This is a genomic window from Arthrobacter sp. NicSoilB4 (genome assembly GCF_019977335.1).
Lineage (GTDB): Bacteria > Actinomycetota > Actinomycetes > Actinomycetales > Micrococcaceae > Arthrobacter.
In genome coordinates this window covers 3,491,658-3,505,894 of the sequence record NZ_AP024653.1, presented here as the reverse complement: position 1 = coordinate 3,505,894, position 14,237 = coordinate 3,491,658, and the positions used below count along the sequence as shown (strand labels likewise).

13 protein-coding genes and 1 pseudogene are annotated in these 14,237 nt (G+C 65.4%); 9 read left to right on the top strand and 5 right to left on the bottom strand.

What is annotated here, in order from left to right:
• Nucleotides 1-7 precede the first annotated feature (7 nt).
• Entirely contained in the window at nt 8-673 is a 666-nt protein-coding gene (locus tag LDO13_RS16090; RefSeq protein WP_224047676.1) for an MSMEG_4193 family putative phosphomutase, read from the bottom strand.
• A gap of 92 nt (nt 674-765) precedes the next feature.
• Between LDO13_RS16090 and LDO13_RS16085 the strand changes: the two genes are divergently transcribed.
• Both LDO13_RS16085 and LDO13_RS16080 read left to right on the top strand, forming a co-directional pair.
• Complete coding sequence (locus tag LDO13_RS16085; protein ID WP_224047675.1) at nt 766-2,154, top strand: sigma 54-interacting transcriptional regulator; 1,389 nt, start codon at nt 766-768, stop codon at nt 2,152-2,154.
• Nucleotides 2,155-2,179: 25 nt separating this feature from the next.
• Nucleotides 2,180-4,183: a VWA domain-containing protein gene (locus tag LDO13_RS16080; RefSeq protein ID WP_224047674.1), complete on the top strand. Its 2,004-nt coding sequence runs from the start codon at nt 2,180-2,182 to the stop codon at nt 4,181-4,183.
• A gap of 186 nt (nt 4,184-4,369) precedes the next feature.
• On the opposite strand, the gene LDO13_RS16075 is transcribed toward LDO13_RS16080, so the two are convergent.
• Nucleotides 4,370-5,530 (bottom strand): hypothetical protein, encoded by a 1,161-nt coding sequence (locus tag LDO13_RS16075; protein ID WP_224047673.1) that lies wholly within the window; start codon nt 5,528-5,530, stop codon nt 4,370-4,372.
• Between the two features lie 91 nt (nt 5,531-5,621).
• Entirely contained in the window at nt 5,622-6,587 is a 966-nt protein-coding gene (locus tag LDO13_RS16070) for an exonuclease domain-containing protein (protein ID WP_224047672.1), read from the bottom strand.
• Nucleotides 6,588-7,566: 979 nt separating this feature from the next.
• Between LDO13_RS16070 and LDO13_RS16065 the strand changes: the two are divergent.
• The 7 genes and pseudogenes from LDO13_RS16065 to LDO13_RS16035 all read left to right on the top strand — a co-directional run.
• Nucleotides 7,567-7,914 (top strand): annotated as a pseudogene (locus LDO13_RS16065) (hypothetical protein); the annotation flags it as partial.
• 186 nt (nt 7,915-8,100) lie between these two features.
• Entirely contained in the window at nt 8,101-8,361 is a 261-nt protein-coding gene (locus tag LDO13_RS16060; protein ID WP_224047671.1) for a hypothetical protein, read from the top strand.
• Between the two features lie 155 nt (nt 8,362-8,516).
• Complete coding sequence (arr, locus tag LDO13_RS16055) at nt 8,517-8,927, top strand: NAD(+)--rifampin ADP-ribosyltransferase (protein WP_224047670.1); 411 nt, start codon at nt 8,517-8,519, stop codon at nt 8,925-8,927.
• 120 nt (nt 8,928-9,047) lie between these two features.
• Nucleotides 9,048-9,707, top strand: a complete 660-nt coding sequence (locus LDO13_RS16050; RefSeq protein WP_224047669.1) for a dihydrofolate reductase family protein — start codon at nt 9,048-9,050, stop codon at nt 9,705-9,707.
• A gap of 138 nt (nt 9,708-9,845) precedes the next feature.
• Nucleotides 9,846-10,721: an aminoglycoside phosphotransferase family protein gene (locus LDO13_RS16045; protein WP_224047668.1), complete on the top strand. Its 876-nt coding sequence runs from the start codon at nt 9,846-9,848 to the stop codon at nt 10,719-10,721.
• A 179-nt stretch (nt 10,722-10,900) separates the two neighbouring features.
• Nucleotides 10,901-11,758 (top strand): phosphatidylinositol-specific phospholipase C/glycerophosphodiester phosphodiesterase family protein, encoded by an 858-nt coding sequence (locus LDO13_RS16040; protein ID WP_224047667.1) that lies wholly within the window; start codon nt 10,901-10,903, stop codon nt 11,756-11,758.
• Nucleotides 11,759-11,804: 46 nt separating this feature from the next.
• Nucleotides 11,805-12,869 (top strand): metallophosphoesterase, encoded by a 1,065-nt coding sequence (locus tag LDO13_RS16035; protein WP_224047666.1) that lies wholly within the window; start codon nt 11,805-11,807, stop codon nt 12,867-12,869.
• A 153-nt stretch (nt 12,870-13,022) separates the two neighbouring features.
• Here the strand turns inward: LDO13_RS16035 and LDO13_RS16030 are convergent, their stop codons facing one another.
• The gene (locus LDO13_RS16030) at nt 13,023-13,703 is read right to left on the bottom strand and encodes a VOC family protein (protein ID WP_224047665.1); all 681 of its coding nucleotides are present in this window, start codon (nt 13,701-13,703) and stop codon (nt 13,023-13,025) included.
• Nucleotides 13,704-13,850: 147 nt separating this feature from the next.
• Nucleotides 13,851-14,228, bottom strand: a complete 378-nt coding sequence (locus LDO13_RS16025; protein WP_224047664.1) for a RidA family protein — start codon at nt 14,226-14,228, stop codon at nt 13,851-13,853.
• Nucleotides 14,229-14,237 lie beyond the last annotated feature (9 nt).

The following is a 14,237-nucleotide window of genomic DNA, read 5'->3' as shown; positions in this document are numbered from 1 at the left end:
CCCCAACTCACAGCCCCCTCAGCCCGCTGAGCGGTTCCGACGTCGAATTCACCATCAGCACCGCCGGATCCTGACCCTCCACGAACGAGATGGCCGACACCGACCCCGGGCTGATGACAATGCGTTGGAACAAATCCAGGGGCGTGCCCAAAGCATGTGCGACGGCGGCTTTGATGGGATCGGCGTGCGAGAAGCACACCACAACACCCCCGGCGTGGGCCCCGCACAAGGCCTCCAGTGCTCCGACGATCCGCGCCTGCATCTCCGGAAAGCTCTCGCCGCCCGGGAATCGGAACGCAGACGGGCTGTGCTGCACGGTCTGCCACTCCGGCAAGACCGCCAGGTCGGCGATCGCGGCGCCAGTCCACTCACCGAAATCACACTCCAGCAGCCCGTCGTCGTGCTTCACGGCCAGTCCGGTGCGGGCCGCCGTCGGCTCCGCCGTCTCGCACGCGCGTTCCAGCGGCGAGGAGTAGAGGGCATCGACCGGAAGGCCGGAGAGCCGTTCCGCAACCCGTTCGGCCTGGGTCCGGCCCCGCTCGGACAAGTGCAGTCCGGGCGCGCGTCCCGGCAGCACCGTACCGGTCGTCGGCGTCTCCCCGTGGCGCACCAGAAGCAGGAGCGTGCCCTGCTGTGGGGGCTCCGCCGAAGGTCCGGACGCCAATGCAGTCATCAGAATCCAGCGTAAGCCGCACCCCGCACCAAAGCTCAGGAATCTCAAGAAATCCCTCGATTCCCCGCCCAGCAGAGGTCTACGGTGGAGGAGTGAGTGATCGCCCCGATATCTTCACTGTTGGTGAACTGCGCGCCTCCGGCCACGTCCACAAGGACCTGCGCCGCGAAATCCGCGACAACCTGCTCGCCGCGCTCGCCGCCGGCCGCGACCCCTGGCCCGGGATGTTCGGCTTCAGCCGGACCGTCCTGCCCCAGCTGGAGCGCGCCCTGCTGGCCGGGCACGACGTCGTCCTGCTCGGCGAACGCGGGCAGGGCAAGACCCGGCTCCTGCGCACCCTGGCCGGGCTGCTGGACGAGTGGTCGCCGCTGATCGAGGACTCGGAACTGAACGAACACCCCTACGAGCCCATCACGGAGCACTCCCGCGCCCTCGCCCTCACCGAGGGGGACCGGCTCCGGGTGGCCTGGCGGCACCGCTCCGAACGCTACGTCGAGAAGCTCGCGACGCCGGACACCTCCGTCGCGGACCTGATCGGCGACGTCGACCCGATGCGCGTGGCCGAAGGCCGCCGCCTGGGCGATCCGGAAACCATCCACTACGGCCTGGTCCCGCGTTCCAACCGCGGCATCATCGCCATCAACGAACTCCCCGACCTCGCCGAGCGGATCCAGGTCTCCATGCTCAACGTGATGGAGGAACGCGACATCCAGATCCGCGGCTACGTGCTGCGGCTGCCGCTGGACGTCCTGGTGGTCGCGTCCGCCAACCCGGAGGACTACACGAACCGCGGCCGGATCATCACCCCGCTGCGGGACCGCTTCGGCGCCGAGATCCGCACCCACTACCCGATCGAGCTCGACGACGAGGTGGCCGTCATCCGGCAGGAGGGGCACCTGGTGGCCGGCGTCCCGGCCGTCATCCTCGAGATCCTGGCCCGCTACACCCGGGCCCTGCGGCAGTCCCCGGCGATCAACCAGACTTCCGGGGTGTCCGCGCGGTTCGCCATCGCCGGTGCCGAAACCGTCGCCGCGGCCGCCCTGCGCCGGGCCAGCGTGCGCGGCGAGGACGAGGCCGTCGCCCGGATCATCGACCTGGACGCCGCCGTGGAAGTCCTCGCCGGGAAGATCGAATTCGAGTCCGGCGAGGAGGGCCGGGAACAGGACATTCTGGACCACCTCCTGCGCGTGGCCACCGCGGAAGCCGTGCGGGCGCACTTCCACGGCATCGACATGGGTGAACTGGTGGCCGCGCTCGATGGCCACACAACCGTGACCACGGGGGAGCTGGTCACCGCGCGGGAGTTCCTCGAAAACCTCCCGTCGCTCAACGGATCCAGCCTCTACGACGACATCAGTGAGCGCCTGGGCGCGGAAAACGACGGGCAGCGCGCCGCCGCCGTCGAACTGGCCCTGGAAGGCCTCTACCTTGCCCGGCGGATCTCCAAGGAGTCCGACGACGAGGCGACGGTCTACGGTTAGGCGCCGTTACGGCTAAGGAGGGCCCATGAGCGTTCACCACCGGTCCCGGTACAGCCGGTACAGGGGAGGGCCGGATCCGCTCGCGCCGCCGGTGGACCTGGCGGAGGCGCTGGACGTCGTCGCCGAGGACGTCATGGCCGGCTATTCGCCCCGGCACGCCCTGCAGGAGTACCTGAGGCGCGGCGGCCGCAACCGGGAGGGGCTCGACGACCTCGCCGGCCGCGTCCAGCAGCGGCGCAAGGACCTCTTGGGTCAGCACCGGCTGGACGGCACGCTCAACGAGGTCCGGAAACTGCTGGACACCGCGGTGCTGGAGGAGCGCAAGCAGCTGGCCCGCGACGCCATGATGGACAACACTGACCGCGCGTTCCGGGAGATGCAGCTGCAGAACCTGCCCAAGTCCACGGCGGCGGCGGTCAACGAGCTCGCCTCCTATGACTGGCAGTCCAGCACCGCCCGGGAGGCCTACGAGCGGATCAAGGACCTGCTGGGCCGAGAGATCCTGGACCAGCGGTTCGCCGGGATGAAGCAGGCGCTCGAGGGCGCCACGGAGGAGGACCGCGCGGCGGTGGCCGAGATGCTGCAGGATCTCAACGGGCTCCTCGACAAACACCGCCGTGGCGAGGACACGGACGCGGACTTCCAGGAGTTCATGGCCAAGCACGGCCAGTACTTCCCGGAGAACCCGCAGTCGGTCGAGGAGCTTATCGACGCGCTGGCCCAGCGCGCGGCAGCCGCCCAGCGGCTGCTGCAGTCCATGTCCGCCGAGCAGCGCGAGGAGCTGATGCGGCTCTCCGCCCAGGCGTTCGGCTCGCCGGAGCTTATGGCACAGCTGGGCCAACTCGATTCCAACCTGCAGGCTTTGCGCCCCGGCGAGGACTGGTCCGGCTCCGAACGCTTCGAGGGCGAGGAAGGGCTGGGACTCGGCGACGGCACCGGGGTGCTGCAGGACCTCGCCGAACTGGACGAGCTGGCCGAACAGCTCTCCCAGTCCTACAGCGGGTCCCGCCTCGACGACCTGGACCTGGACGCACTGGGCCGCCAGCTCGGGCAGGACGCCGCGGTATCGGCGCGCACTTTGGCGGAGATCGAGCGGGCCATGCGCGACGGCGGGTTCCTGCAGCGCGGGGCCGACGGCGACCTCCGGCTCTCCCCGCAGGCCATGCGGCGGCTCGGCCGGTCGCTGCTGCGGGACACCGCGAAGCAGCTCTCCGGCCGGCAGGGCCGCCGGGACACGCGCGTTGCCGGGGCGGCGGGGGAGCAGACCGGCTCCAGCAGGCCGTGGGAGTTCGGCGACGCCGAACCGTGGGACGTCACGCGGACCATCACCAACGCGATCCGCCGCACCATCGCCGACGGCGGGAACCCGCGCCACGGACTGCGCCTGGCCGTGGACGACATCGAGGTCACGGAAACCGAAGCGCGCACGCAGGCCGCCGTCGCGCTGCTGGTGGATGTGTCCTTTTCCATGGCCGCCGAGGGGCGCTGGGTGCCGATGAAACGCACGGCGCTCGCCCTGCACCACCTCGTGTCGACCAAGTTCCGCGGCGACCGGCTGCAGCTGATCAGCTTCGGCCGGTACGCGCGGACCATGGACATTGGCGAGCTCACCGCCCTGCCGGCCTTCCGGGAGCAGGGCACCAACCTGCACCACGGACTGCTGCTGGCCGGCCGGTTCTTCCGCCAGCACCCGTCGATGCAGCCCGTCCTGCTGGTGGTGACCGACGGCGAACCCACCGCGCACCTGCTGGCCGACGGCGAATCGTGGTTCTCGTACCCGCCGGACCCGGAGACCATCCGCGTAACCGTCGCCGAGCTGGACCGGCTGGGCCGTGCCGGCACGCAGGCCACGTTCTTCCGGCTGGGCGACGACCCCGGGCTGGAACGGTTCGTGGCCCGGATGGCCCGCCGGATCGGCGGCCGTGTGGTGGCGCCCGACGCCGGGGACCTGGGCGCCGCCGTCGTAGGGGAGTACCTCCGCGCCCACTTCCGCGGACGGGCATACGGCGACGAGGGCTGGGCTCCTTAGGTGAGTGGGTCCGCCATCGGCAGGATCCGCAGATTTCTGTCCGATCAGGCGGCATTACAACAAACTATGCGGGGCTGCTCCTGGCATCGCGTGGATCCAGACATCATCCCTCGACGCCGCCGGTTGCAGTGGTCGGGGCCGTACCGCTCGACGAGGGATGATCACATCCGGAAAAGAGCATGAAAGCTATCTGCCTCGAGCAGCCCAGTGGTCAGAAGCACGCCTGTGTATTGTGCCGGCTGAGCCTGTGAGTGCGGTCAGAAGGAACTGAAGCGGCCTTAGACGTGCCTGTGCAGGCTGGCGACTGCTGGCTTCTAATCTAAGGCCAGCGAGTGTTCGCCCAGCGCTGGTCTTTCCGACGTGTAGTTTCCTTGCCGCGGGCTCGCGGACCAATGCTCCCGGAAACCAGTCAGGAAGAGACCATCGCGAATGCGAATCACGGGTCAGGAACGACAGCACAAATAGCAACGTTGGCAGGGCCAAAACGACTGCTGTGCGGCCGGAGGCGTTAGCGGAATCCCCGGTGTAGATAATCAAAGAGAACGCCGTCAGTACCAGGATCAGGAGTAGCGGGGCGAAGAGCTTGCTGTCGAGGTTGGGGACGAACCAACCCTGTGCCATGACTGCAACTGAAGCTTGGATAATTGCGGTGGTCATAACGAATACGACGTAGTTTCCGAACCAGTCCTGCCAGTCCGCCCCTGCGACGAATGTGTCCATTAGCCCTACGATTGCCGCCAGCAAAAGAATGTGCGAAGGATTTACCAGGTAGGTTCGCGCCCTAGAACGCGGCGATGGTTTAGGCAACCTCAACCGCTCGTAGCGCGCATGAACGCGCTCCGCTTCTGCGAGCATCACCGGAAAGTTATTGCTTTCCGTTTGCTGGATCCTATCTGACGCATCCGCACCGATGAGGGAGTTCATCCCTGCTAAGACGATGACTACAAAGACATAAGCCATGTTTCCTGGTTTTCCGTCTTTCCCAAATGCGATTAAGACGGCGACTGCCAGGGTCCAGCTGACGGCCGTTCCCAGGAAAGCGAGCAGCCCAACAATCACGCGATGATTGAACTCGGCCAAGGTTGTGGACCTGCGAGAAAAGGCTCCATGGGCCATGACCTGCAGGGCGATCGTGCCTGTTGAGACTGCGGCAAGGGCACTCAGCACTTCCCCTTTGTCCATGGCAATCGGTTGAAAGGATTCCCAAGTTCCGCCAGATACAACATGACGGCCCCACTCCGCTACTAACGCTATCGCTGCGAGGACCAAGCCCCAGCCGAGAACAAAGCCAAATGTCATACGCTTCCGCGCGCTGCGCGAATGACTCTCCGCATCTAAATGGGGCATTCCGTGATCCATGTCTGTAAGTGGTGAGATGACTTTCTTGGCGTCCAGTTGCCTGCGAGCGTCAGGTTTGAAGAGCGGAGGTGGACGGCAGTTACAAAGAGTGACCGATGTCCTGAAGAGCCAAATCGCGAAATCCTTCAGTGGGTTCGAGTTTCTGCCGGAAGTCCGCCTCCGTCATGATCTCGAGAGTCTGGCCGCCGTCGACGAGCGCAAAGGCCTTTGCAAGGCTTGAGCTGTATTTCATGCCAGGGCGAAAGGTTCGCTCGTCGAAGTCGCCCGTGACCAGGATTGTCGTTTTTTTCGTTGGTTTCGGAGAAATGGAACCACCATGTCGGACCACCATTGCTTGGGCATCTTCCCGGACCCAAGAGATCTTCCCTGTGAAACAAACGACCTCCCCTGCCATCGGGCCGTTCGGATCGATCTCCAGCCCGTCGAGATTTAGCCGTACCCGCGCAGGGTTGGAAGCTTTCCGCGCGCCGCTCCAAGAGTCAGGGTCGATCCGGCCCATTCTGACGCCGGCGCACGCGACAAGGTCCTGCAGCGTGATTGCCCCCTTGGATTCCGCCAGCGCGATGGCAATTTGGGCGGCGGCAGTTGAGTCGGCGCCTGAGTCGTGATGGTCAAATGACGGGAGAGCCAGGGCCTCGGCTACCCACGGCAGCTTGTAAGCGGGGAGATCTAGGAGCGCCCTACTCATTACGAGGGTGCAGGTGTAGTCGATTGTCGGCCATGCTAGCCCAGCAAAGTCGCATGCCTCACGAAGGGCCCCAGCATCGAAGGCCGCATTGTGGGCAACGACGATATCCCCGTCGATGAAGTCCAAGATTCTGGACAGTGACGACGGCCAGTCAGGTGCATCCCGGACGTCGTGTGCCGTGATGCCATGGATTCCAATATTGAAGTCGTCAAATCCTGCGTCGTCTGGCGGAGTGATCAGCCATGATGTGGACGCTGTGATAACACCGTTGGTGACCTTGGTGAGGCCAACCGAGCAGATGGATCCTCGGCGGGAATTTGCTGTTTCGAAATCGATAGCGGTGAAGGAAAGAGGCATGGTGGAAGTTCCTCGGTCGGAAGTAATTTGGGTAGCACGACCAGCCCGGAGGCGTGTGTCACGAGTAGATTTGGATGTGCTGCGGTCGGTCAGTTGGCCATGGACAGTTCGTTGGCTGGGATCGGCCACGGTCTAATGACAGTGCCCGCGTCGTGGAAATACGACCTGTTTTTGCGAGTCCGGTCAGACTCGATATCGAGCCAGTAATTCAAAAGACGGATACAACCCCTCGCGATCCGGAGTGCTTCTTCAGAAACGGGCTTAGTGCAATCGGGATCCGACTCCCAAGCTGAAGATGGCGGCGGGGCCGGCCAATCTATGTCTTGCAGTGGAGCGAGTCGTTTTGTATCAGGTAGGAGCGCACCGGCTGCCTTGGCTGCCTTGCGGTCTGCAGAAAGCTGAAGGTTGTGAGCCAGCCGCCGGTCATTTTCGTCCCAGAAGTCTTGTTGGAGTGCAGCAACCCAAAATTCACAGTCTTGAAGGAAGGCCTCGGGCTTAAGCCGGGCCCAATCCAGAACGCGCTGTTCCCGGCAAGCGGTTAGTGCTCGTTCGGAGAGCAGCAAAGGACGGTTGTAGGAAACGCAGTCGAAGGCCGCACCGTCAAATCCATCGGTGACAATGGCGTTGCTAGACGATGCGCGCATCGGGCCGCCAGCGGCGTTCACTGAGACCTGCCAAAGGGCCCAACGACCCTCGTGTATATCCAGAATTGCAGCTCCGTGCGGCACGGCGATTTGAGCACCCACTGATTCCCCCAATATTAATGTTGAGCTCATCGTAGGTTATGCGACTGACAATAAAGTGCAGGTTGTGCTTGATTGCGAAGCCTGAACCGGCTCGAGCGCCCGCACCGTTACTGCGGCATGCTACGCACCGCTCCAACTGCCCACTGGCACGTGCTGCGTCAAGGGCCCCACTGTCGCCAGCCATCTTGGTCTTGGGCATCCCCGCTCGTCCCCAACGGCCCGCTGATGCAGGCCGCCAGCACCCGTCGATGCAGCCCGTGCTGCTGGTGGTGCCCGACGGCGAACCCACCGCGCACCTGCTGGCCGACGGCGAATCGTGGTTCTCGTACCCGCCGCATCCGGAGACCATCCGCACCACCGTCGCCGAGCTGGACCGGCTGGGCAGTGCCGGCACGCAGGCCACGTTTTTCCGGCTGGGCGACGACCCGGGCCTGGAACGGTTCGTGGCCCGGGTGGCCCGCCGGATCGGCGGCCGGGTGGTGGCGCCCGACGCCGGGGACCTGGGCTCCGCTGTCGTCGGCGAGTATCTCCGCGCGCACTTCCGCGGACGGGCGTACGGCGACGAGGACTGGGCGAAGTAGACGAACCACCGCACGTACCGGATGGGGCCGGGTCCATCCTGCGCTCCAGCTCGGATGCCGCACGAGGAACGTCGAGTACCCCGTAGCGCCAGCGGCCGTGGGTCCGCGCCAAACCCGTTGACATCCAGGGTGACGGGGTCTATGGGTTGGCATATCTGACACATTCAGACCGGCCTAGGAGCAGAAATGGAAGCCGCGCCCTACGGAGTCGTGCACTTTTTCGCAGGAGGCACGAAGGACCAGTACGAAGCCTCAATAGACGCTGTTCACCCGGGTGAGGGGCGGCTGCCCGAGGGCCAGATCTTCCATGCCGCTGGCGCTTCTGCCGGTGGCTGGACGGTCATGGCTGTCCATGAGTCGAAGGAGAGCTGGGAGAAATTCCGCGACGGCATCCTGCTTCCCCGGATGCAGGCGGGGATCGAGGGAGGATTCGCATCGCCGCACTAAGAGACCGTCGTCGATCTGTACAAGGTCCTGCCTTAGCGTTGCGGGAGGGCGGCGCTGACCGCTGCGAACGCAGCGATCAGTGGCGTCTCCACCGCCCGTAAATCGAGAGCCGGGCAGGCGGATGTTCGGCCATGTCGTCGGCTTAAGCTGTAGATATGAGCCAACCGATGGACGAGGGTCCGTTCTTTCACGGCACGAAAGCCGACCTCCGGGAAGGTGATCTCCTGAGGGCGGGCTTTAGGTCGAACTACCGCCCCGAAGTAGTGATGAATCACATCTATTTCACCGCTCTTCCGAACGGTGCGGGACTGGCTGCGGAACTCGCGCCGGGTGACGGCGCCCCGCGAGTCTACGCCGTCGAACCGACCGGAGCGTTCGAGGACGACCCGAACGTGACCGACAAGAAATTCCCCGGCAACCCCACCCGGTCCTATCGCAGCGGCGCCCCGCTTAGGGTTGTCGGCGAAGTCACCGATTGGACACGGCTGGAGCCCGCGGAACTGCAGACGTGGAAAGAGCGCCTGGCGGTACTCCGTGCGGACGAGCGAGGCGAAATCATCAACTGATGAGGACGGGCGCTTCCCGGTTCCAGGTGCACGGCGGCTTGATTCTCCCACCGTCGGTCTTGAGCCGTTGGGTTCGATCACCATAAGGTGATGCGAACAACAAGCACTTCAGGAGATGACATGTCCCTCGTCCGCGTGCATAACTTCTCGGTCTCCCTCGACGGCTTCGGCACCGGCGAGGGCCAGCAACTCGACGCCCCGTTCGGTCACGCAGGCTCACGGCTGATGGAGTGGGCCTTCGAGACGCGCACCTTCCGCGAGATGGGTATCCACGGGGAATCAGAGGGGTCCCTCGGTGTCGACGAGGCGTTCGCCAGTGCGTGGGGGCCCGGAATCGGCGTGGAGATCATGGGACGCAACAAGTTCGGTCCTCAACGCGGTCCCTGGGAGGACGAGGCATGGAAGGGATGGTGGGGCGATAACCCGGTCTTCCACACCCCTGTGGTTGTTCTGACGCACCATCCCCGGCCGGTTCTCGAGATGGAAGGCGGAACAACCTTCCATTTCGTTGACGCAGATCCCGGCTCCGCGCTCAAGCAGGCCCGCGCCCTGGCCGGTGACCACGACGTCCGGATCGGCGGCGGCGTCAGCACGATTCGGCAGTTCCTCGAGGCCGATCTGATCGACCACATGCACATCGTCATCGTGCCGATCGTCCTGGGCCGCGGCGAACGGCTCTGGGACGGACTCGAAGGGCTCGAACAACGCTTTGACATCGAAGCGACCCCGTCTCCATCCGGAGTTGTCCATCTGATCTTCACTCGTCGCGCGAACCGGTAAGCGGGCCTGCGAGCGATCGCCCGTGAACGTCGTCGTTCTGCGCCCCGTCCGCTCTAGTGGCTTGAACTATATTCGGACAACGTAAAGGATCGGACTGCATTGCCGGCACTAAGGAAGGCGGGTTTCTGAATGGCGGTAATGCCACCAGCCACGGTGGAAGTGAATGACGCCGTCGTCCAGTGCCTCATCCGGGACCAGCGGCCCGACCTCGCCGGCCGTCCTCTCGTGCGGGTCGCGAATGGCTGGGACAACGCGACCTTCCGGCTCGGCGACGACCTGGCCGTCCGGCTGCCGCGCAGGGCGGAGGCAGTTCCGCTGATACTTCATGAGCAGCGCTACCTTCCCGGGATAGGCCGCCGCTCCCCGGTGGCGGTTCCTGTCCCCATCCATGCCGGCCGGCCAACGCCGGACTTTCCCTGGCCGTGGAGCATCGTGCGGTGGGTCCCCGGAACCGCTGCGACCGACGTCGACTCCGCGGAGCGTGGGCCGGTCGCTGAAGGACTGGCCAATTTCCTCCTCTCCCTGCACGTGCCCGCCGCAACCGGCGTCCCGGTGAATCCTTTCCGCGGCGTGCCGCTGACAGACCGTGACGCTGTGCTGGTGGAACGGCTCGGGGACCGCGAACGCTACCCGCAGGGGGCAGCGCTGAGGGCGGTGTGGGCGCAGGCCCGTGCCGCCCAGGCCTGGGACGGTCCGCCGATGATGCTCCACGGGGACCTCCACCCCGGCAACATCCTGCTGGCGGACGACGGCTCGCTGGCCGGCGTCATCGATTTCGGCGACGTCGGGGCAGGGGACCCGGCTGTCGATCTCGCGGTGGGTTGGCTGATGTTCGACGCCGGCGCCCGCCAGCGCTTTAGGGGCGCCCTTGGCCCCGCAGTGGAAGGGGACACCTGGCTGCGGGCACGGGGCTGGGCCCTCGTCCTGTCCACCGCCCTGTTGAGCAACTCCGACGACAATCCGCGGATGTTCGCCGTGGGGGAGTTCGGGATCAGGCAGATCATGGAAGGCTGACCTACGGGAACTCGGGCGGGCTGCACTCAACCACGCCAATGGTCCTTCCCAGTTCACCCGCCAGCCACCAGCACGCCCTCCAGCGTTCTCCTGCGGCCAGCAGTCTTTTCACGTCCCCTTTTGCCCGGCAGGTCCCCCATGTGCCGGGCGGGAGAATCCCCGTATCTAAGGACTAGTCCGTGTTCGTGAAAAGAACCCTCGCCGCCGTCGCTCTCCTCGCGTCCCTGGCCGGGACAGTAGCCGCCCCTGCCCAGGCAGAGGCGGCCAAGCCGGCTCCCGTCGTCGTCGGCCAGCCGCTCGCCCAGGCGCATGCGCACAACGACTATGAGCATGACCGTCCCCTGTTCGATTCGCTGGAGCATGGCTTCACGAGTGTGGAAGCGGACGTGTGGCTGGTGGACGGCGAGCTGCTGGTTGCCCACGACCTGGAGGATGCCCAGCCGGGCGTTACGCTCGAGAGCCTCTACCTCGATCCGCTCCAGGACCTGGTCCGCGGCCAGGGCCACAGCGTCTACCCGAATTGGGATGGCAGCCTGCAGCTTCTGATCGATATCAAGAGCGACGGCGAATCCACCTACGCCGCAATCGAGCAGGAACTGGCCGAGCACCGCGACATCATGAGCCGCTACAACCACGGCGACACCAAGACCGGCCCGGTCACCGCGGTCATCAGCGGAAACCGCCCGCTGGCCACCATGCAGGCACAGGAGAAGCGCTTCAGCTTCTACGATGGCCGCTCGGCAGACCTCACCTCAGGAAAGCCTGCCGGCCTGATGCCGCTGGTCAGCGACAACTGGACCAAGCTCTTCACCTGGCAGGGCGTGGGCCCCATGCCGGAGGCCCAGCGCGCCAAACTTCGCGCCTACGTGGCCGACGCGCACGCCAATGGCCACCGCGTCCGCTTCTGGGCCACCCCGGACATGCCCGGCACTGCACGCGACGCCATCTGGAACGAACTCTTTGACGCCGGCGTGGACCACATCAACACCGACGACCTCGCCGCACTGCAGCAGTTCCTGACCGCACGCGGGGCCTAATCCGCGCACCTCAAGCCCCAGCCCCGCAAAGAAGAGGAACACCGTCATGCCTTCAAAGACCATCACAACGACGACGGCGGCAGCCGTCCTGGCGCTCGGCCTCCTGGCGTCCCAGCCCGCCACCGCCGCCGACAACACCGCCGACAACACCGCCGACAGCACCGCGGACAGACAGGCGTTCACGTTCGGCGTGATTGGCGACATCCCCTACGGCGAGGCCGAAATCGCGAAGTTTCCCGCCCGCATCCAGGACATCAACACCGACAGCGCGCTGAAGTTCGTCACCCACGTGGGCGACATCAAGAACGGCTCCTCGGTCTGCTCGGACGAGTACTTCGAGAACATCCGCACGCAGTTCGACACCTTCGAGCACCCGCTGGTCTTCACCCCGGGCGACAACGAATGGGTGGACTGCCACCGCACGAACAACGGCGCCTACAACCCGCTGGAACGGCTAGACAAGCTGCGGGATGTCTTCTTCGACCAGCCCGGGAAGACCCTGGGTGCCACCATGCCGGTCAAGACGCAGGCGGACCTCGGGCTGCCGGAAAACGTCCGCTTCACGCAGAACCGGGTGGCGTTTTCCGTGCTGAATATCCAGGGCGGCAACAACTCGCTGCAGCCGTGGACCGGCCTGGGCGAAACCACGGCCACGCCCGAGCAGCTGGACGAAGTTGAGCACCGGACGGACGCCGTCGTGGCCCAGATCCGTGTCACCTTCGCCGACGCCGAACGCCGCAACGACCGTGCCGTTGTCCTGATGACCCAGGCCGACATGTTCGACCCGTCCCTGCTCGCCGCCGCGACCGCCAACCCGGACACCGTGTCCGGCTTCCGCGAAATCGTGCAGGCCATCATCGACGAAACCAACAGCTTCGACGCCCCGGTTTACCTCATCAACGGCGACAGCCACGTCTTCGCCGAGAACCAGCCGCTCGCGGAGGGCTCACCCTGGCTGGACATTTACGGCCAGCCCGCCGCCGATGACCTGCAGCGCATCACCGTGGACGGATCCGCCAACGCCACCAACTACGTCAGGTTCACGGTCGCCGGCAACAGCGCCGACGGCGCCGACGTTCTGGGCTGGGAAAAGGTCCCCTTCAGCCAGTAGGCGCCAGACAGAAGCGGACGACGGCGGGAGGTCCCGCCGTCGTCCGCTCAACAAATTCATTCCTGGGTGCTGAGCTGCCAATGGGCTCGGAGCCTAAGGCTCGTCCAGCCTCAGGATTGTTTCCGGACGGACGCCGTCGAACTTCATCGCTGTTCAGCCTCCGAAGCGCCACGCGTCGAGCACCACACTGCCACGCGGCGATTCCAGCGTCGCGGTGAGCGGTGCGTTCTGCACAGCGTCGATCGGGCTCGTCTGAACGGCCGGAAGCTGCAGCACGTCGACCGCCTGAGTCGGGACGCCGCGCAGCACGAGGCCCTGGAGCGCCACATCAGTGAGGGGCATGTGGGCACACGGATGTTGCCCCTCCCATTCGATCAAGCTGGGCAGCGCGCCTGCGCATTCAACGCGGCCGTCGTCGCGGACGGTGATCCGCCACTTCAACAGTCCGTGAGGCGTGTCGCGTTGCGCTGCCAGCAACTCGCCAGGGTTGAGGGCGAAGCCGGCAAGGTCCCTGCGCAGCATCTCGATCTTGCGCGTGCGCGCCACTGCGTGCACCAGCCGAGGGGATTCGCGGACAGCCTCGCGCACCTCGGGGTGGTCGAGCCCGAACCAGCGCGGCCTCCCCGGCGCCGGCGCGTCGGGATCGATCGCGATGATCTCGAGGTAGCAGTCGGGGAAGCTCTTGCCGCTGATGGCAATCAATCGGTTGTGAGTACCCATCAACGGATGCTTGCCACCACCCGAGGGCTGAACGCCGAACGTTGCCGCGCACCAGGCCGCGCCCTGTTCCAGCGAATCGGCGGCGATGACCAGGTGATCGATAACGGCGTTCACAGCTCAACCGTACCGCTCGGGCTTTCGACGGACCGGCCCGGTGTCCCGGCCGGCGGCTCGCCAACGGGGCCCGGTACTACTAGAGCTGTCCCCAAGGGACAAGTAGCTGGCGAGCAATCATGCGGCCGGCTTCTGTCTTTCAGCGCCTCAGCGGGGTGCGCGTGCAGTGGCTGTTATTTCGATGTGGAGGTTCATCGGCAGTGCGGCGACGGAAACCGCCGTTCGAGCCGGAAGGATCTGGCCCGCGCCGAAATGCGAGGCGTATTCCTTGTTCATGGCCGGCCAGTCGGCGATGTCGGTGAGATAGCAGGTAACTGTCAGGACGTCGGCGAGGGTCATTCCGCCGGAAGCGAGAATAGCGGCGATGTTTTCCATTGCTTGGCGGGTTTCGGCCCTGATTCCGCCTGGTACGACGTCGCCCGTTGTGGGGTCGAGGCCGCCTTGGGCGCTGAGGTAGCAGATGCCGTCGCTGATGATTGCGGCCGAGAATGGGCCGACGGTGGCGGCTTCGAGTTTTCTTTTCATGCCGGGCTC

Excerpts from the sequence above, each read along its gene's own strand:
- LDO13_RS16080 (WP_224047674.1), top strand. The coding sequence starts at position 2,180 with ATGAGCGTTCACCACCGGTCCCGGTACAGCCGGTACAGGGGAGGGCCG.
- LDO13_RS16070 (WP_224047672.1), bottom strand. The coding sequence starts at position 6,587 with ATGCCTCTTTCCTTCACCGCTATCGATTTCGAAACAGCAAATTCCCGC.
- LDO13_RS16035 (WP_224047666.1), top strand. The coding sequence starts at position 11,805 with ATGCCTTCAAAGACCATCACAACGACGACGGCGGCAGCCGTCCTGGCG.
- LDO13_RS16050 (WP_224047669.1), top strand. The coding sequence starts at position 9,048 with ATGTCCCTCGTCCGCGTGCATAACTTCTCGGTCTCCCTCGACGGCTTC.
- LDO13_RS16075 (WP_224047673.1), bottom strand. The coding sequence starts at position 5,530 with ATGCCCCATTTAGATGCGGAGAGTCATTCGCGCAGCGCGCGGAAGCGT.
- LDO13_RS16045 (WP_224047668.1), top strand. The coding sequence starts at position 9,846 with ATGCCACCAGCCACGGTGGAAGTGAATGACGCCGTCGTCCAGTGCCTC.
- LDO13_RS16090 (WP_224047676.1), bottom strand. The coding sequence starts at position 673 with ATGACTGCATTGGCGTCCGGACCTTCGGCGGAGCCCCCACAGCAGGGC.
- arr (WP_224047670.1), top strand. The coding sequence starts at position 8,517 with ATGAGCCAACCGATGGACGAGGGTCCGTTCTTTCACGGCACGAAAGCC.
- LDO13_RS16060 (WP_224047671.1), top strand. The coding sequence starts at position 8,101 with ATGGAAGCCGCGCCCTACGGAGTCGTGCACTTTTTCGCAGGAGGCACG.
- LDO13_RS16025 (WP_224047664.1), bottom strand. The coding sequence starts at position 14,228 with ATGAAAAGAAAACTCGAAGCCGCCACCGTCGGCCCATTCTCGGCCGCA.